At 39.2% G+C, this 17,721-nt stretch carries 20 protein-coding genes and 1 pseudogene; 14 read left to right on the top strand and 7 right to left on the bottom strand.

What is annotated here, in order from left to right:
• Positions 1–126: 126 nt before the first annotated feature.
• Positions 127–645, bottom strand: a complete 519-nt coding sequence (locus E4K67_RS29035; protein WP_135553133.1) for a tyrosine-type recombinase/integrase — start codon at positions 643–645, stop codon at positions 127–129.
• A 356-nt stretch (positions 646–1,001) separates the two neighbouring features.
• Here E4K67_RS29035 and E4K67_RS29040 point away from each other — a divergent pair, with 356 nt between their 5' ends.
• Complete coding sequence (locus E4K67_RS29040) at positions 1,002–1,658, top strand: hypothetical protein (protein ID WP_135553135.1); 657 nt, start codon at positions 1,002–1,004, stop codon at positions 1,656–1,658.
• Positions 1,659–1,892: 234 nt separating this feature from the next.
• Positions 1,893–3,584 (top strand): prenyltransferase/squalene oxidase repeat-containing protein, encoded by a 1,692-nt coding sequence (locus tag E4K67_RS29045; protein WP_135553137.1) that lies wholly within the window; start codon positions 1,893–1,895, stop codon positions 3,582–3,584.
• A 227-nt stretch (positions 3,585–3,811) separates the two neighbouring features.
• On the opposite strand, the pseudogene E4K67_RS31270 reads toward E4K67_RS29045, so the two are convergent.
• A pseudogene (locus tag E4K67_RS31270) lies at positions 3,812–4,018 on the bottom strand (transposase); the annotation flags it as partial.
• A gap of 167 nt (positions 4,019–4,185) precedes the next feature.
• Between E4K67_RS31270 and E4K67_RS29055 the strand changes: the two are divergent.
• Both E4K67_RS29055 and E4K67_RS31400 read left to right on the top strand, forming a co-directional pair.
• The gene (locus tag E4K67_RS29055) at positions 4,186–4,653 is read left to right on the top strand and encodes a hypothetical protein (protein WP_135553139.1); all 468 of its coding nucleotides are present in this window, start codon (positions 4,186–4,188) and stop codon (positions 4,651–4,653) included.
• Between the two features lie 448 nt (positions 4,654–5,101).
• Positions 5,102–5,305, top strand: a complete 204-nt coding sequence (locus E4K67_RS31400) for a DUF6199 family natural product biosynthesis protein (protein WP_338031928.1) — start codon at positions 5,102–5,104, stop codon at positions 5,303–5,305.
• A 41-nt stretch (positions 5,306–5,346) separates the two neighbouring features.
• On the opposite strand, the gene E4K67_RS29065 is transcribed toward E4K67_RS31400, so the two are convergent.
• From E4K67_RS29065 to E4K67_RS30000, 3 genes are read right to left on the bottom strand one after another with little or no spacing between them, the layout of a single operon-like run.
• Positions 5,347–5,553: a hypothetical protein gene (locus E4K67_RS29065; RefSeq protein ID WP_135553141.1), complete on the bottom strand. Its 207-nt coding sequence runs from the start codon at positions 5,551–5,553 to the stop codon at positions 5,347–5,349.
• Between the two features lie 15 nt (positions 5,554–5,568).
• The gene (locus E4K67_RS29070; RefSeq protein WP_135553143.1) at positions 5,569–5,850 is read right to left on the bottom strand and encodes a hypothetical protein; all 282 of its coding nucleotides are present in this window, start codon (positions 5,848–5,850) and stop codon (positions 5,569–5,571) included.
• The gene (locus E4K67_RS30000; protein WP_158408609.1) at positions 5,828–5,983 is read right to left on the bottom strand and encodes a hypothetical protein; all 156 of its coding nucleotides are present in this window, start codon (positions 5,981–5,983) and stop codon (positions 5,828–5,830) included. Before E4K67_RS30000 ends, E4K67_RS29070 begins: the two co-directional genes overlap by 23 nt.
• Positions 5,984–6,134: 151 nt before the next feature.
• On the opposite strand from E4K67_RS30000, the gene E4K67_RS29075 reads away from it, so the two are divergent.
• The 4 genes from E4K67_RS29075 (at position 6,135) to E4K67_RS29090 (ending at position 9,450) form a co-directional block, all read left to right on the top strand.
• Positions 6,135–6,467, top strand: a complete 333-nt coding sequence (locus E4K67_RS29075) for a hypothetical protein (protein ID WP_135553144.1) — start codon at positions 6,135–6,137, stop codon at positions 6,465–6,467.
• Positions 6,467–6,664, top strand: a complete 198-nt coding sequence (locus E4K67_RS29080; RefSeq protein WP_135553146.1) for a YjfB family protein — start codon at positions 6,467–6,469, stop codon at positions 6,662–6,664. Before E4K67_RS29075 ends, E4K67_RS29080 begins: the two co-directional genes overlap by 1 nt.
• A gap of 483 nt (positions 6,665–7,147) precedes the next feature.
• A complete protein-coding gene (locus E4K67_RS29085) occupies positions 7,148–8,179 on the top strand; it encodes an ROK family protein (RefSeq protein WP_135553148.1) in 1,032 nt (343 codons plus the stop codon).
• A 59-nt stretch (positions 8,180–8,238) separates the two neighbouring features.
• Entirely contained in the window at positions 8,239–9,450 is a 1,212-nt protein-coding gene (locus E4K67_RS29090) for an MFS transporter (protein WP_135553150.1), read from the top strand.
• A gap of 564 nt (positions 9,451–10,014) precedes the next feature.
• Here the strand turns inward: E4K67_RS29090 and E4K67_RS29095 are convergent.
• Entirely contained in the window at positions 10,015–10,977 is a 963-nt protein-coding gene (locus E4K67_RS29095; protein WP_135553152.1) for a tyrosine-type recombinase/integrase, read from the bottom strand.
• Positions 10,967–12,889, bottom strand: a complete 1,923-nt coding sequence (locus tag E4K67_RS29100; RefSeq protein WP_135553154.1) for a tyrosine-type recombinase/integrase — start codon at positions 12,887–12,889, stop codon at positions 10,967–10,969. Before E4K67_RS29100 ends, E4K67_RS29095 begins: the two co-directional genes overlap by 11 nt.
• A 63-nt stretch (positions 12,890–12,952) precedes the next feature.
• Between E4K67_RS29100 and E4K67_RS29105 the strand changes: the two genes are divergently transcribed.
• From E4K67_RS29105 to E4K67_RS29130, 6 genes are all read left to right on the top strand, one after another.
• Complete coding sequence (locus E4K67_RS29105; protein WP_135553156.1) at positions 12,953–13,795, top strand: reverse transcriptase domain-containing protein; 843 nt, start codon at positions 12,953–12,955, stop codon at positions 13,793–13,795.
• 210 nt (positions 13,796–14,005) lie between these two features.
• Positions 14,006–14,191 (top strand): hypothetical protein, encoded by a 186-nt coding sequence (locus E4K67_RS29110; RefSeq protein WP_135553157.1) that lies wholly within the window; start codon positions 14,006–14,008, stop codon positions 14,189–14,191.
• 101 nt (positions 14,192–14,292) lie between these two features.
• Positions 14,293–14,784, top strand: a complete 492-nt coding sequence (locus E4K67_RS29115) for a prolyl-tRNA synthetase associated domain-containing protein (protein WP_135553159.1) — start codon at positions 14,293–14,295, stop codon at positions 14,782–14,784.
• Between the two features lie 273 nt (positions 14,785–15,057).
• Positions 15,058–15,378: a hypothetical protein gene (locus E4K67_RS29120; RefSeq protein ID WP_135553161.1), complete on the top strand. Its 321-nt coding sequence runs from the start codon at positions 15,058–15,060 to the stop codon at positions 15,376–15,378.
• Positions 15,379–15,399: 21 nt separating this feature from the next.
• Complete coding sequence (locus E4K67_RS29125) at positions 15,400–16,230, top strand: CsxC family protein (RefSeq protein ID WP_135553163.1); 831 nt, start codon at positions 15,400–15,402, stop codon at positions 16,228–16,230.
• A gap of 209 nt (positions 16,231–16,439) precedes the next feature.
• Positions 16,440–17,255: a CsxC family protein gene (locus E4K67_RS29130; protein WP_135553165.1), complete on the top strand. Its 816-nt coding sequence runs from the start codon at positions 16,440–16,442 to the stop codon at positions 17,253–17,255.
• Positions 17,256–17,721: the final 466 nt, after the last annotated feature.

A 17,721-nucleotide genomic window follows, 5' to 3' on the forward strand; every position in this document is an offset into this window, starting at 1 on the left:
CTATCTAATAACTTAATAAATTCATCCATAGAATAGCCTCGTTTCAGCGTTTCTGACTATTCTATTATACCATAATTTACCTCAAAATTCAACTAACTATGGAAAGAACCACTTTTACATTATCATTCACATCGTTAAACGATCCTTGTTGCCCTTGCCATGATTAACTCGGATCGACATAGCTGACGAATCAATATCAGAGATGCGTAGATTAAGCGTTTCGCTAATTCGTAGGCCTGAAGCATACGTCGTTAGGAGAATCATTTTGTGCTTTAAATTTCGCACCTGATCAGTAATGGACAAAATCTCGTCTTGAGAAAGAACCTGTGGAAGGGATTTAGGCCGTCTGGGACGGATAATAACATCGTCAGGCCAGTCGTAGCCATGAACCTTATTGAAAAAGAGTTTAAACGCGTCGCAAGAGATATTGATACTACTGAAGCCAATTCCGGATTTAATACGGTCATGAAGATATTGTTTAAGCTCTTCGGGGGTGATTTCGAGGGCAGACTTGCCAGTATGCTTTTCAAGAAGCTTTACATGGCAGAGATAATGATTCTTGGTATGTTGAGCATAGCCTCGAAGTTCCATTTCGAAGATCATCTTTTGAAGATGAGAGGAAAGAACCTGGGGGTTTTGAGACATGAAAAATCATCCTTTCAAATTTAATAGAATTAAACTGAAAAAATGATATCATGAACGTCAATAAATTGGGGCCACAAAAAGCCACCGCGCAGCGGTTTAGTACAGTGTTCATTATCGGATCAAGGAGCAAAATAAAGGTAAATATTTAATAGTTACAGAAAGTTTTCTTGCTAATTGTTCCAAATTAATTCCATATGTGACAAATTACACCCCCTTGAAAATATTAATTCAAGGAGTAATTGAATAATCCTTCCAAAATTAAAAATAAATTCATATTTATGTAACCTTTTGATATGCTCAACCACTCTATAAGATAGCCTTAATATAATCTATAATTAAAAAGGGAGGAATAATTTATGATTAAAAAATTATTAGGTGGAATATTAATTACCTCAGTATTATTAACTCAAAGTGTTCCCGTCTTTGCCAAAGACAAGGTAGTCTACAAAGGAGATGGATACACAATTACAGTTGCTGATGAAACAAAAAAACAAGACTCTGCCTCAGTCATTCAACCTCAAGATTATTTTAGTAGCTCCATGTCTCAGGGTGCAACAAAAACTTTCACTAAAACTAGTGAGGATAGTATAAGTTTTATGGGCAATGTCATCAAAGATACATCTAATATTAAAGTAATAAGTCAACACAATTTAACTTCTGATGACTATATTACACTATCAGGATATTGTAAGGCATATATGTCTGGTACTGACCCTTGGAGTGCAGACTCTTTTACTATTTCTCCATCAGAAACTATAAATTCTTCAGCCTTAACTCTTCTTGCTATTAATGCACCAGGTGGAGTCAGTGTTGGTCCTCAATCTACTAGTGTGACATGTGACTGGGCGGATTTCACACGGGAGGATGATTACAACGCAACAGATACTTGGAAACCTATAAAATTTAAAACTGCGGGCCATTTTACAAGTGTACAAACAAACGACCAAATTCTTTGGAGTATAGGCGGTGACGGGTATAACCAAGCAACGCAGATAGATATTTCCATTAATTAAATTTAGAACAAAACTAATTTTAAATAGATTATATTAAGGCTAATTAACTAATGTACCTAGGGCTCTTCCCTCGCCACATTGAAGCATCCGACGTAGGGTCCCATATCAAGTAGACCCCAGAGGAAAGGAGGTAAATGCTCTCGTTTAAAAAAAGACCGATTTTACGGAAATGAGTTTTATCCTAAGTTTTTTCCATAAAATCGTGTCTTGAAAAGCGGGGACATTACAAATAAAATGATTAAAATTTTAAGGATTAATTCTGCTATAACAGTTAGAAATGTTATGATTATTTTTTTTATTTTAACAGTATCCTTAACTATATTTTCACTCTATAATACAAGTATAGTTTGGAAATCAAATACACTAAATATATTTTACAAATCCGAAAACACCGATGGAGGTTTTTCTTCATTATTATGTGAAAGAAAGCCATTTATTTATGATACATATTATAATAATTTATTTTTAATGGAAAGTAATAAATTAAATCCTAAAACTAATGGGTCTTTAAAATCACATTTATATAATAGCCAAAAAGAAATTAAGGATATTAGTAGTGTAGTAATTCTCTATGATCTATCGTACTTAGTTGACCTACAAAAAAAATGTGGCATTAGTTTTAATGATTCATATAAGCAATCCATAATTAAATATATATTAAAATTGCATAATAAAGACACTGGATTATTTGCAATTAACGATTCAAACATCATAGAATCTATAGGTGTAACAAATGCATGCACGAAAATCCTTAGTAATCTTGATTATGATTTTTATTATAATAATTTAAATATAACAATTAATGGTTTATATGAAGATCCGTCGATATTCAATACAAGCAATAATAAATGGCCTATTTTTAATAACTTAAATGCTATTGAAGAAAGAATACAAATATCTACTATTACAGAAAAAGGTATTCAATTTAAAAACAAATTAATTCTAGATGCAAAAGAGCTGCTATCAAAAAAACCAACAGATATACGTGCACTAGCTAATTATATTCCTGCTTATGAATTATTAAGACGGCTTAATATTAATACCCCAATTTCTGAAGAATTTAAAAGTTATCTCGAATCCGTTAGAAATGTAGATGGTGGATATGGTTTTTTATCATCTAAAACTTCTGATTCTCAGCTTACATATAGAATTTATTTATTATTTCCTGAACTAGTTTCAGTTAATGATTATATTAATAGTATAGAAAAATATAGATTGAAAAGTGGTTATTTTATTTCGAGAGAACCTATAGATTCAAATATACCACACAGTTATATGGCTTTAAAAATTATTAAATATTTAGATGGTAAAATTCCTTCTAATTTAATAAATTATATTCAGCAAGCTTCTCTTAACAAAACTCTCGACCCTGATGAATTTTATTTTATGAATAAGGCATTATCTGAATTGGGACTTTCGAATGTATCCTATGGCAATATATCAGATAACGATTCTAAATTAATGATATATGAGCTGATAACTTGTAATAATATAGACCCAATGGAAAAGGAGCGAGTTATTAATACTTTAAAAAACCTTAAAAAAGCTGATGGTGGGTATAGCTTTACAGAAGGTTCAAACTTAAAGGATACCTATTTAATTCTTCTGGCTATGACATATGTAAACGAAACGGACACGACCTCTGCATTAATAGATTGGTTGCTATCAATGCAGAAAGAGGATGGTGGATATAGTTCAGAAGAAGATTCAAACTTAATGGATACTTATTATGTTTTATCTATCATGAATTGTATTAGATATAAGCCCCAAAATATAAACATGTTTGAAAATTATATTAACAGCAAACGTGATAATGAAAATGGAGGTTTTTCGTTTTCACCAAATAGCATATCATCTATTAAAGCGACATTTTATGGTTTAGAATCTGAATTTCTTTTAAAAAAGTTACGAACATTTAATACCTGACATATCGAGTTGCTTCCTTTAGCTTAGTGTAGCTAAAAGGGACGATAGTAAGAAATGCCTTCTTAGCGAAGTGGAACTGGCAGAGTATTGCCGAAGCAAAGGGCTTTATGTTGAACAAGTTCAAGCATGGCGTGATGCCTGTATGCAGGCCAATTTGGGAACGATCTGACTCGGAGGAAGACTTTGAAATACGGGCTTGTTAACCACCGATATGATTTCCTGAGTTTCAGAAACTTATCTTGAGTGCTCCAGCGTTCAACTTCCTGTTCACCGCTCGGAACTGCCATTCCCTTGGTTCGAGCTTGCTTTCTCCATTGATGCAAAGTAGCCTCAGACAATCCTGTTTCTCTAGCTATTTCACTGACTGCTTGATTCTGTGGTGGCATCATCTTCATCATGATAGAGTACTTAAATTCTTTACTGTACTTTGCCATATTTATCCTCCTCCGAGTTCTGTTAACTCACTATACTTCTCTCGGAGGTCCATGACAAATATTCTAACTCAGGGGGCTCTGGACATTAGATTAATACATTTTTAGGTTCGCATAATCCATATTTCAATAGTAACCTGAAGCACAAACCAAAAAGGAGACTGTAGGAAATGAAGACAAAGCAATTAAGTATTATCTTAGGATTACTTTTGGTAATGGGTATTTGTGTATATAATTATTACCACATATCTACCAGAAGCAATGAGCCTTTTTTGATTGATTTTTCGAAGGCGATTATTGAAGATACTGCGCCAGAATTACTTAATACCAAACAAGACTATTATTTTTCATTAGTGAACGGTAGTGATAAACCTATTAAGTTAAACAATATTGAATTAGGTGATTACAGCGGAATTAAGGTTGGGGAACTTACATTCGAAGATAAGCCACTAAATGGGTTGGATGTACCAAGTAATAAAGTTTATGAAAAAGACGGATGGCATACTGAACAAGGTTTGGATATACATTACACTGTTACCATTCTAAAAGAAAAAATAATAAATCCTAAAACAGCCACGATAACTTATACAACTTCAGGAGTAGTACACAAACAAATTGTTAAGATTGTAGGTATTTAAACAGTAGAATAAAAGCATATCATAATTGGCTTTATTCGCATTATTCAAAGTCAATTATGTCCAGAAATTACCAATGAGAGTGTGCCGAAACTTGAGACTATTTCAAGGTCGTGTTGGTCTATCCCCAAAAAGAGGATTATACACCTCCAGAGTGGTGTATAATCTAGGGGTGCAACAAATTTTGTGACACCCTCCATTGGTATGGCCACATAAAATAAACTTTCTCATGCCTATATGGGGTAGAGCCAATCAAATAAAGTAAAACTCCTGACAATACAATTTATGGTAATAATAAGCCGACTTTCGCAGCTCTAATCAGTAAAAGTAAAACCCTGATATAGCCGGGTAGAGCCATAATCCATTGTTGTAGTTGACGTTTGATTAATTTGGATAGTTTCTTATTATATATTGATGACGAATGATCTAATTTTAAATAAGAAATGAAAAAGTGGGGGAAGGATTTGAAATACCTTTGTTTTTGAAAATTATTGCGAGTATATTTCTGCTTATTTATATTATTAACCCAAAAATCGGTTGGAAGATTTCTGAAGGCTGGAAATATAAAAATGCTGAGCCAAGTGAAGTGTATTTAATAATTAACAGAATACTAGCTATTGCTGTTTTAATTGTTATCTGGTTAATAGTTAGGTGAAGAGACTGTAACCATTTGGGACATTTAACACAGTTCTCCACTCAACTTCGCCCCTTTACTTCCTCCTTCGGTTGGTCGTGCACTCCACCAAACAGGCCGTCCTCGATAGATAAAAGTGTATCGCACACAAACTTGATATTATTGCGGTTCCCCGACAACAGTAACCGCAATACTTGGGCGCGATTCGTATCTAGTTTTTCAATACTTTTTTCGTCTAGGTTGACGGTAATTTGCTTCTTTTCGGCCATGATGTGTTCCCCCTCCTAGTACCACTCTTTAGGCCCTATAACGTGCTGCCATTCGTCCCGGTCATCGTCAATCTTATACTCGAATCTCAAGTAGGTCTTATGTTTTCCTTCTATGGCTTTAAGGTGTGCGTAATCCTCATCCTTCCACGTTCTGTGGACAGTCTTTAAGCCGTTCTTGTCGATGGCCATTACAAGCCCACCAGCTACATTCCAATAGTCATCTTCGGGGTTCTCCTTGACTAAGTAATCGAAATCCTCAACGAAGTGGATTCCTTTAGGGGACAGAATAGCATTCAATACTTTCTGCCTCCATATACTTTTGAAGGCCATTGTAACACTGCCGATAAAGACCAACGGTGAAATCGGCATAATCCTGCTCTTTTAGATCAGCAAGGATTCTGTTAGTAATTACTTGTGCTTTTTCTTTCATTTTTAATAAGCTCCTTTCATTATTAATGACGAGCTTATCATAAAATAATATGGGGAGTGTTTTGACTCAAAATGCCTGTAAAACAGCATTCTTAGCTAGTACTCCCCATATAGAAAGACCCTACATATTGGTGGAACAGATGAGGGTGTAAATGAAGAAAATCCGGGTTGGTGTGGGTGAAACAACAGATGAAATCAATCAGAAGCAGTTTCAATGGACTCGTCGCAGACAGGAGGCCCTGGACAAAATCGAGGCCGCTGCTAGAAATGCGAGAACTTGCTGTCTATTCAGCCAGCAGATCGCTCGGACGGAAAGAAGTCGCTCAGGTGCAAGAGTGGGTAGACATCCTTACGGCGGAGGTCAATGCTTTGGATCAGGCAACAGCTTCCGGGGGACCTGTGTTCACCAACCTTTCACTCTGGCCGATCGAACCCAAGAAACCTATTCAATAGCTACAAGGGTGATCCGAAGGGAGGTAGTTTGATGGATATAGCAGCCTTGTCAATGGTACTAAGTCAAGGGAAAGTACAACAGCAAGCGGGGATTTCGGTTATGAAGATGGCCATGGGGGTTGAAGAGTGTAATGGTAATTCCATAGCTACCATGTCTAATGATATGTCTAAGGCAATGGTATTGTCTGTACAACCACATCTGGGAGCAAATCTTGATACACAGGCCTAAGGAACAGTCACTAGTTAGTCGAACCATTTTTGCAAGACGAAGGCCGAGAGTGCCTATTGGTTGTTTGTATTGATACCAAGAATCAACCAACAGCCATAAACATTGTAATCAAGAGGTTAAAATGGAACATTGCTAAGAATTATTTTACTACTACCGTACTACTACGGCGATGATTTTATCTGATTTTGGGTAGTGTAGGCCGGACGTGAGACTTTTGCTCCGCCATAAAAACTGTTGAATTACGCGAAGAATAATGACAAAGGCCTTGAGGTACATAAAGTTGTACGTTCAAGGCTTTTTACATTATAGAATAGATTTTCCATATCATTTTAAACACTATTTCGTAAGTTTTTCTTTGTTATCTCGACCGCCATTTCCCTAATATTCAGTTATAACTGTTGACAAAGAACAAAAGAAAGTGATATCCTAAAACAAAAATAATACTTATTATAAGGTCTATTAAAAGTATTGAGGGGGAAACGAATGATTCCAATAATTAACAATACAATTAGGGTTAAGCAGGTCAATGTTGAGCTTGTCAAAACTGCTTTGAAGGCTTTAACATTTGGAACCAAATTAACGATAGCAAATGTAACAGGGTTAAGTGTAGCGACTTGCGGCAACATTCTAAATGAGCTATCAGAACGTGGAGAGGCTATTGAAGCTGATTTAGAGCAGTCTAATGGTGGACGTCCGGCACGGCGTTTTATGTATAATGCAAATTATTCTTATATTGCTTGTATCTATGTGAGTAATGATGGAGGAGTCTATAGAACTACTCATGCAGTTACGAATTTAACAGGTGAGGTTATCGAGGAAAATTCGGCTGAAGTAGAAATCATCAATTATGAAGTCATAGATAATCTAATTGAAAAGCTGATTTACAGTTACGAGAATATCAAGGCTGTCGGCATTGGTATACCAGGGATTATCTATAGAGGTATAATTGGTGCCGTTGATATTAAAGAACTGGCAGATTTGCCATTGGCTACTCGGCTAAAAGCCAAATATAATTTGAAAGTTATTGTTGAGAATGATATGAACCTCATCGCATATGGCTTCTATAAAAAGCAGAACTATGATGAAGCTAAAACGATTACGGTTGTAAATTTTCCTAAGGGTAATGGTTCTGGCGCAGGTATAATCGTTGAGGGACACATTATTAGAGGCAATACAAACTTTGCAGGTGAAGTGTCCTATTTGCCTTTTGATAAGTCACGAGAGGACCAAATAAAGCAGACAAATAGTGCAGATGGCTGTTTTCCTTTAATGGTGAAAACAATTGGATCAATCATAGCAATTATTAATCCTGAAACAATAGTAATAACCGGAGGCTTAATCCGGTCAAATATGCAGGAGGATTTTTCTATCGCATGCCGAAAAACAATACCCCATGAGCATATGCCACAGATAATTATACAAGAGAATATGCAGGAAGATTATATCAATGGCTTAGTTTCTACTACCTTAGAAAGCCTGACTTGTGATATTCAACTAATAGAAAGAAGAATGTAAGGAAATTGCATCGTAATGAGACTTAGGTATTTTAATTCAGATAATAGGTAGGTAGTAAAATGAATGAAATCATTTCAGTTCAACGTACTTTGACTAAAAACGAGTCCAAACTACAGTCAGAGGACTGCTCGTTCGGTAAATATCCTGTGTCGGGTTCTTTAGAACAACTTTCTACACGGGTAGCATTTTTCATTGCTGGCTTAGGGATCTCAGCATGGGCACCTCTTGTACCCTACGCAAAGGATCGCCTTAGTATTGATGAGGGTGCATTGGGACTTCTTTTGTTGTGTCTGGGTGCAGGGTCTATTATTACCATGCCCCTCGCTGGTGCACTTGCAGCCCGCTTTGGTTGCCGTCTGATGATTTGGGTTGCTAGTTTACTTATATGCATTTCTTTACCATTCCTTGCCACAGCTACAAGCGTTCCGGAACTCATCATTGCGCTGCTGATTTTCGGTGCTGCTATAGGTACGGTCGATGTGGTAGTTAATATCCAGGCCGTGATTGTTGAGAAAGCCAGTGGTAGGGCAATGATGTCTGGGTTTCACGGGCTATGGAGTGTTGGAGGCTTCGTTGGGGCAGGTGTCGTTAGTGGCTTTCTCGGGGTGGGCGTATCACCACTGGTCGCAGTGCTATTTGTAATAGTCGTAATTGTAGGGCTTTTATTAACTTTCGGAAAGCACTTGCTTCCCTATGGGAGTGAAGAAAAGGACGCGCCCTTGTTTGTTCTTCCTAAAGGAATTGTCCTTTTCATTGGATTTTTATGCTTCATTGTTTTTCTTGCGGAAGGATCGATGTTAGATTGGAGCGCTGTATTTTTGACTTCGCAGAGAGGGGTTGATTTTTCTCATGCAGGACTTGGTTACTGCCTATTCTCAGTTGCGATGACAATAGGCAGGTTAAACGGTGATCGTGTTGTTCAGGCATTTGGCGGAAAAAATATACTTATCTTTGGCGGGATATTCGCTGCGTCAGGGGTTACCGTTGCAATATTTATTCCAAATTGGATCGCCTCTCTGATTGGCTTTGGGCTAGTCGGTTTGGGTGTTTCCAATATTGTACCGGTGCTGTATTCCGTACTCGGCCGGCAGAAAGTCATGCCAACAAACTTGGCGGTTTCGGCTGTCACGACTCTTGGTTATTCAGGCATTCTGGCGGGTCCGGCACTCATAGGTCTTGTAGCTCACACAACGAGCCTTTCCTTCGCTTTTTTAGGAGTCGCCGCAATGTTGCTGATTGTGGCAGCCAGTTCGCATGTCGCAACTGAGTAAGTATTTAACACTCTGAAAATACAGGCATTATCAAGAAATGAGTTTCCACAAATATCTCATGCCTTTTTAAATGAAGGGCATTTTCTTTGGAGTTGAAGGTGAGACGAGGGATGGTTGCAATTTTGTTGCAAAGATGGTAGGAGAACTGTCATCTTAGTAGGAATTTTAATTGAGGGTTTGGATAGGTGCCCCTCGCCTCCGCCAATCAAACCCTCGAGATTAAGCGGAGATACATAACGAAAGCCTTGAGGTACATGAAGTTGTACGCCTCAAGGCTTTTTTGAATTTTCAGAGGGGAATTTATGTTCAGACCGTGATCAATAAGATGAACGGAGGAAATGAATTAATGGCTGATTTTCCAAATTGCCCAAAATGTAATTCACTTTAATGGTAACACCAGAAAACACGTTAAAGGGTACACTGATGAAGGATATAAATATGTTGTAGACATGGACTTGCGAAAATTTAGCGACATTAATTCTGAACGGTATTGGCTAGCAGTAGCATGTTAGGTAGGGAATACTATTAAAAGGTAACTCAGACGCAGTATTTCATAAAATTTAGTTATGTTCCTGTACGAGAACCGTAAGGTATTTGAAAGGAAGTAACGGAATCGCCAATGAGTCCCATCATGGTACGCATTTTGCGCATAGGATGTTTCTTAGAGAGCTCCAAAAGGTCGGTAATCGTAATATGCAAATAGATCTGAGTGGTCGTCAAACTTTTGTGACCCAGTAATTTCTGGATGGATACCAAATGAGCCCCCTCTTGAAGGAGATGGGTGGCGCAAGTATGGCGAAGCTTATGTGGAGTAACAACCTTGTCGATCTGAGCTTGCTGAGCGAACTTTTTCACCATGAATTGGATAGCGCGAGGCGTTAATGCCCCACCTTTTTTACTAACAAAGAGTTCAGAGATTTCACTGGTTCTGAACAATAAATAGTCTCGGATGGCTTCGTCTACGATAGGGTCTAGTGGTACATAACGCTCTCGGCCACCCTTGCCTGAGATAAGGATGCGCCCGTCGTTTCGATTAATGTCTTTCAATTGCAGTGAGCAGATCTCGCTCACGCGCAGACCCACTGAATAAATTAGCATCAAGATGGTGCGATCGCGTCGGCCAAGGATCGTTGACGTATCCGGTTGAGTAAGGAGATCCTGCATTTCTGGGTTGTTAAGGACGGTGGGCAGTCGTTTAGGCGTATCGAGTAACTTGGGCCATTTCTTGCGTTCGTCTTGTTTGGAGTCGAAAAGCTCCATAAGAATAAGAAAATCAATGAATGCGGATAACGTCGCTAGTTTTCTACCAACGGTTACCGAAGCATTCTTGCGATCCACCCGAAGATACCGGATGTAATCCACAACCATCTTCGCCTTAGAGGGGTTGTCCACATGTGAATAACGAACAGCGCAGAATGTTTTCCACACATTTAGATCGATAGAATAGGCTTCAGCCGTTTTAGGTCGGCATCCTCTCACCATCTGTGCATAACTAAGGAAGTCCATAATGGTCGTTTCACTGTTCAACCTTTTTCACTCCTGACAAGGGTGGCATATTTTTGCTAAGTAAGCTCACTGCTTTGCGAAGGTCTTCAAAATCGGCATGGACATAGGGCGTTGTTTCAGCTAACGACTTATGCCCCAGTGCTTTAGCGATAATCTCAATCCGCCCACCCCGTTGAATCAGATGGGTTGTGAAAGTATGACGGATGGTATGAGGGCTAACAGGTTTCTGGATACTAGCGATCTCAGCATAGTGCCGTATCCGTCTACTTACAGTCCAAGGCTTTAACCGGGAGCCCTGGAGGTTTAACAGAAAGGGACCCGTGGTTGCCTTACGATATAGTCGGATATACTGCAATAAATCGTCCAAAGTAGCCTTGGGAAGAGCAACTTGTCGGTCCCGCCCCTTGCCTTGTCGAACGTGAACCCAGCCTTCTTTCAAGTCGACATCCTCGATATTCAGAGCACTTAGCTCGCCAATCCGAAGACCTGTCGCATAAAGAACCAAGAGGGCAATGTAATCGGAAAAACCTTCCGTCGTTGTGCGGTCCGGAGAAGAAAGTAAACGTAGCATCTCATCCTCTGTCAAATAGGTTTGTTCTTTAGGTTGCGGGTGGATCATTTTCAGCGCCTCCATCGGGTTATCCATCCTCCAGCCGCGATCGACGGCATAAGCCATAAACGTGCGGAGGTGAGATAGATTTTTATCAATAGTACACTGTGAAATACCAAGCTGTCTACGAGCGCTAAGCCAACGGATGATGTCTGCACCACGCAAGGTCTCGATGCCTTTATCGAGGCAGGTGGGACAACCAACAGCAAGCCGTGTCAGACTAACGCGAAATTCCTTAAGGGTTCCTGGAGTATATTTATTCATACCAGTGGCTGTTCGAAGAAATTCTTCGATCTGGTCTGCTAATTTGCCAACGAGAAGGCCTGCTACAGGAGTCATGGTATAGTTCCGGCGGAAGGAACTCGTCGGCTTTTTACGAGGATTTTTAAAGCGTTGAGGCTTAGGTCGTTTGGGAAGGGTTGCACTGTTGATCGGATGAGATTCAAGGGTTGCAGCAATCTCGGGATTCTGAATTTGGGCATAATGAAGGGTGGTGGTGATTCGTTGATGGCCGAGCCAGTCTTTAATGTAATAAATGTTGCCGCCTTCTTGGAAGAGATGAGTAGCGCAAGTATGCCGCAACTGATGAGGTTTTAGAGGCTTAGACCACGTTTCAGAATACGTCCTGAAGATTTGGCCGACTAAATTATTATCCATGCTTCCTTTCCTCCAGGTTAGAAACAGAGGAGCGTCCTGATGAAGATCGGTTCGGGTAGTTAAATAAAATTGCAAGAGCTCCAGCACCTCTCCGACGATGGGGACACGTCGGTCCTTGCGGCCCTTTCCAGCACGAACACAGAGGATCTGTTCATCCCATAGGACATCACGAATCAAGAGGTTAGCTGCCTCACCAGCCCGGATGCCAGTAGCGTAGATGAGAGCAAACAAAGCCAAATTCCGCTTGCGGATGGGATCAAACTGCCGACGTCCTAACTCAGAGTCGACTTGTCTTCTAAGCTCCAGTAAGCATTCCTTGATTTCACCTCGTGAAGCTACTTCGGGTAGCGTTTGATGGGCCTCCAGATTAGTGAAGGGCAAATGGACAGATGGATTATCTAAACGATATTCTTGTTGCTGAAGGTAGGTGAAGAATGAACGAATAAAGGAGATGATGAGATTCCGGTAGCCGAGAGATTTATTCTCGCTACGCTCAATACAATAGTTCTCAAGATGAACCAAGGATGTTGATTCAAAACTCAAGGAAAGGGATTGCAGATAGGTAGCCAGTTTTAGTAGTTCACGCCGAGTAGCCACGACAACCTTGTGTGTATACCCACGAATGATACTTTGAAATTCGTGATAGCCTTCAATGATGGATTCCATAAGATGAGCCCTTCTTTCTTTGCTAGTTTACAAGACTTCATGATCTTGTACTAGAGAAATCTTATGGCTCTATCTTACATCGCTAAAAGAGGCTTTTTTGATGCTATTGATCATGATTGGCTCATTCGAATGTTGGAATTGCGCATAGCAGATAAAGCATTTCTGAGACTGATCAAGAAATGGCTAAAAGCAGGCATCTTGGACATCGATGGAATGGTTAAACATCCAGTAACCGGATGCCCGCAAGGCGGAGTCATCAGTCCAATTTTAGCGAACATCTACCTGCATTATGCACTTGATTTATGGTTCGAAAAGAGGGTTAAGCCGTCTTGCAAAGGCATGAACTACATCTGCATATACGCAGATGACTTCGTGTGTGCGTTCCAATACAAACAAGACGCAGTGCAGTTTTACCAAGCAGTAGGAGAGCGCTTAGGAAAATTCGGACTGGAACTGGCGCAGGAGAAAACCAATATCATAAGCTTTTCACGATTTCGCAAAGAGGAAAACACAAAGTTTGAGTTCTTGGGATTTGAATTTCGCTGGGGAGTATCCGCCAAAGTCGGAGATATTATCAAACGACGCACAGCACCAGGTAAGTTAAGAAAGTCACTGATCGCTACAGAATGGTGTAAAGAGATGCGAAACAAACGTTTGAGAAGGCTCTTTCCTAAACTCATAGCGAAACTGCGAGGGTATAACAACTACTATGGACTGATTGGAAACTACAGCAGTCTAAGCAAGTTCTATGAACATGTAAAGATAATTCTTTACAAATGGCTTAACCGAAGAAGTCAGCGACGTAGTTTTAATCTAGCAGAGTTCAGCGCATGTTGGAAAAGATATAGAGTTCCAAAGCCAAGAATTGTCGAGTCGAATCTAGTACAACTTTACTTTGATTTCTGATGCTGGAAGTATGGAAGCGAATACTTTTGAGGAGCCCGGTGCGATAATTCCGCACGCCGGGATCTGTGCGGGGGGTGTCGGGTAACCGGCATCTCTACCGTGACTCGGAAAGACTGTGCCTTGTTATAGCAGTTCGGCATCCTTGGCTCACTAAGTGAGGCTTAAAAGTTAAAAAACAATTTAATTGTCAATTACATGGAGGTGATCTATTTGGATAAAGACAGCAAGATTATTGACATTAATAGTCGAAGAAAAAAGCTTGATGATACTGACATGAATGGATTTGAAGATTGGGAAGATGACTATAGACTCATCATTATTCTAGGCATTCGTGCAAATACCATATTGCTTTTATCAACAATCTTTACGAAAGAGCCAGCATCTTATTATTCATAAAACTCTGAGTGAGGGACAATTGAAATAGCTTTTAGAGTGTATTTGTTTGATTATGTGACTCTAATTTATAATACTATGATGCATAAAGCGAAGGAGAAAGAATGGATAATCCACAAGAAAAAGTTTTCAAAATACTAAATGCTTTAAATATTGAATACCAGATTATTAATCATCCAGCTGTTTTTACAGTAGAAGATATGGTCAAGCTGAACATAACTCAATATGGAGATGTGTGTAAAAATCTGTTTTTAAGTGATGCAAATGGTGAACGGCATTTCCTTGTGGTTTTAGATAAAGACAAAAAGGCCGATATTAAAAGTATTCAAAAGCAACTGGGTTGCACGAGATTGAGCTTTGTTTCCGAAGAAAGGCTTTTTAAATACTTGCATCTTCAGAAGGGGGAAGTAACCCCACTAGGGATAATTAATGACCCTGATGCTTTTGTAGAGGTTGTACTGGACAATGATTTAGCAGGAAAAAACAAGCTTGGGTTTCATCCCAACGATAATACTGCTACGGTATGGATTTCTTTTGATGCTTTGAAAAAAGTCATCGAACAAAATGGTAATATGATTCACTTCGTAACTATTTAAACTTTTCGATAAATTGACATAATCTGCGGTTATGGTTAAGCCACATTCTTTGTATATAACGGAGCTTCTGATTATCCATATGTTCTCACGCATTCGTAGAATATGCTGACCTAATACCAAGGAGGTAAAAGAGTAATGAAACTTACACACAGTTGTATTATTACTGAAAATGATATTCCCGCCACATCGTCTAAAAACTTCCGCATATTTGAGATTTACCTACATAGTGACAGGTAGGGACGTTCTGTGGCATTTCTCGTAGGAGGTAAAATCGTGGGTTTATTTGATTACGAAGCATGGAAAGACCGAATTGCGACCGTACAGATATTACTGGCATGGCAACACACCTCACAAAACCAAAATGATAATATTTCATCTTTAAAGGATGAAAATGAGATAACTCGGACGGAAAGCATTTCAAATTGCCACACGGCAAATACGAGATTGTGGGAGTTATCAGGGTCACTTTGTACAAGATATGAAATTCTACCAAAAAGCGCGTCTATTGTTAAAACTCCAATCCAAATTATCTTACACAAAACCTTTATCTATTGCGTAGATTATATTGTCAGAGTATATCTATCTTTATATTAGCTCAGAAAGGAAGAGAATACAGTGACTAAGCAATGTCCACACCAATGGACTCAGGAAGCTCCTTTTATCTCCAATTGGGTTCAACAAACTCCTCCTGCTCCGCCGTGGACGCCACAAAGTCAACCTGTTACTCCCAATCCGGTTATACCTTCAACAGCTACACTGCCAATATGCATCCCACTTGAGATCAAACAAATAGATCCACGTACGGTATTAGTTTCAGTTTCTATCCCTGCCGAATCAGTTTTTACCTTACCTACGAAAGCACTGGAAATTAAAAAGATTAATAAGAACCTAAAAATAACACAATGTCGATTTTTTAACTTTGTTCCACAAATACCCGGTATGCCACACGATACCCCCAAATTGTTCCTGGGAGGTTTTGTACGTAAAGACATTCAATATTCTGAAGTGGTTCAACAAACCGCCACGACCATAGAGGGGGTAATTAAGGATTTTATTGTGAAAATACCTATTTCTTGTGTGATTGACCTCGGCCGTACCCTAGTAACTCCACCCACCCTTTTTGGCAAGCAAGCTGAATACGAATATTCTGACCTCACGCTTCCTCCTTCAGGGTTTACATTGAAAGACAAGTTGCCGTCAAGCGACTTCGTAGAGTTTAATGTTGTAAACCAGCAATTTTTTAACCTATTACCTAACTGTGAGCTTATCTTCAGTCAGATTAATGAAATGGATAATGCCCTTGACCGCATTCCGTTACATGGTGGACCTTCAGAAGAAGGTGTTTTCCAAACAATCCAAGAAAAGATGATAATTTTAATTCAACTACGGCTTATTTTCCCAACCATAATTGAGCCTCCAACAACAGGTCGCCTCCATAGAGAATAGAATTTTGTCACAATCTTACATGAAATATATAAAAAAGAGCCTCATCAGGCTCTTTTTTTGTGGTTTATATTTTAAATGACCTTTGCTTCAAACCTACTTCATAATTTATGTAGTTTAAAATTGTTTGTCCTCACCAAAATTGCTGGTTGTACATAAGATGTTATGTAATCATTAGGAAATATATACAAATATGAAGGGAAGATGTAAAATTGAGTAATGTTTATCAATGTTCACGGTGCTGTCCAACATCAACATTTGTACCCGGTTGGGCGCAACTAACTCCAACTCCGGTATGTCCTCAACAACCGGTGCCGGTTACCCCCAATCCGGTTATCCCAAGTACTGCAAGCCTTCCGACGTGCACTCCTCTGCAAGTAGTTCAACCAACTCCTACTACGGTATTAGTAACTGCATCAATCCCTGCCGAAGCAATTATTACCTTACCGGCAAAAGCACTAGAAATAAAAAATATTAGAAAGCGCCTTAAAATAACTCAAAGCCGTTTCTTCAATTCTCCGCCTCCAGTAGCCGGTGTGCCACTAGATACTCCCAGATTGTTTTTAGCCGGCTTTGTGCGCAAAGACATTCAATTTAGCCAAGCAACCGCTCAAACTGCAACTACGGTTCAAGGTACCATTAATGATTTTGTCATTGATGTGCCCTGGTCGTGTGTTCTTAACCTCGGTACGACAATTACAGTACCGCCGACCCTTTTTGGGCAACAGCTAGAATATGAGTTTTTAAGCACCACAACGCTTCCTGCAGGGTTTGCCCCCAAAGATAAGCTGATCTCCGGTGATTTAACTGAGTTTAACCAAATCAGCACTGAGTTCCTGAACACATTACCGACAGTATCACTTTTATTCAGTCAAATCAATGAAATGGATGAAGCACTCGACCGGGTGGCATTACAGGGAGGACCCTTTGAAGAAGGGCAATTCACAAAGATTCAAGAAAAAATGATTATTTTGGTTCAAGTGCTGTTAACCTTCCCAACAGTAATTACTACAACGACATGCGGTTAGCTAATCACAGCAGGTTTTAAAACTCTAATAATGGGGCTGTTGCAAAACGAACAGAGTTCGTAAGCATCAGCCCCTAATGTTTAAAAAAACCGCGGGTCCACAAGAACCCGCAGTTAGCGTATAATTAAGTTATGCTAAAACCAAATTACACACTAAAAATTATGCCGAATTAAGCTGGACACTATCAATTAGTTTTGCCATTTAATTTCGAAGTGTTAATACCAAAGGATGACTCCGTTCAACTGCTCAGCCACATATTGGAGGGATTATGTAGTTGTAGTTGATTCACATTAGGCTAAAAATGCGATGTTACCCAGAATTTATTCAAGTGATGGGTATTTATATTTGGGGAGGGTGTCGGCATGGACAAGAATTCTGTTTATAGAACAAACAGCTTCTTTTGGGATACAAAAGGAAATGACATCTTAGGAGCAACCGCGCTTCCTTTCTATGGAGCATTTGTCTC

It is taken from the genome of Desulfosporosinus fructosivorans (assembly GCF_004766045.1).
Taxonomy (GTDB): Bacteria; Bacillota; Desulfitobacteriia; order Desulfitobacteriales; family Desulfitobacteriaceae; genus Desulfosporosinus; species Desulfosporosinus fructosivorans.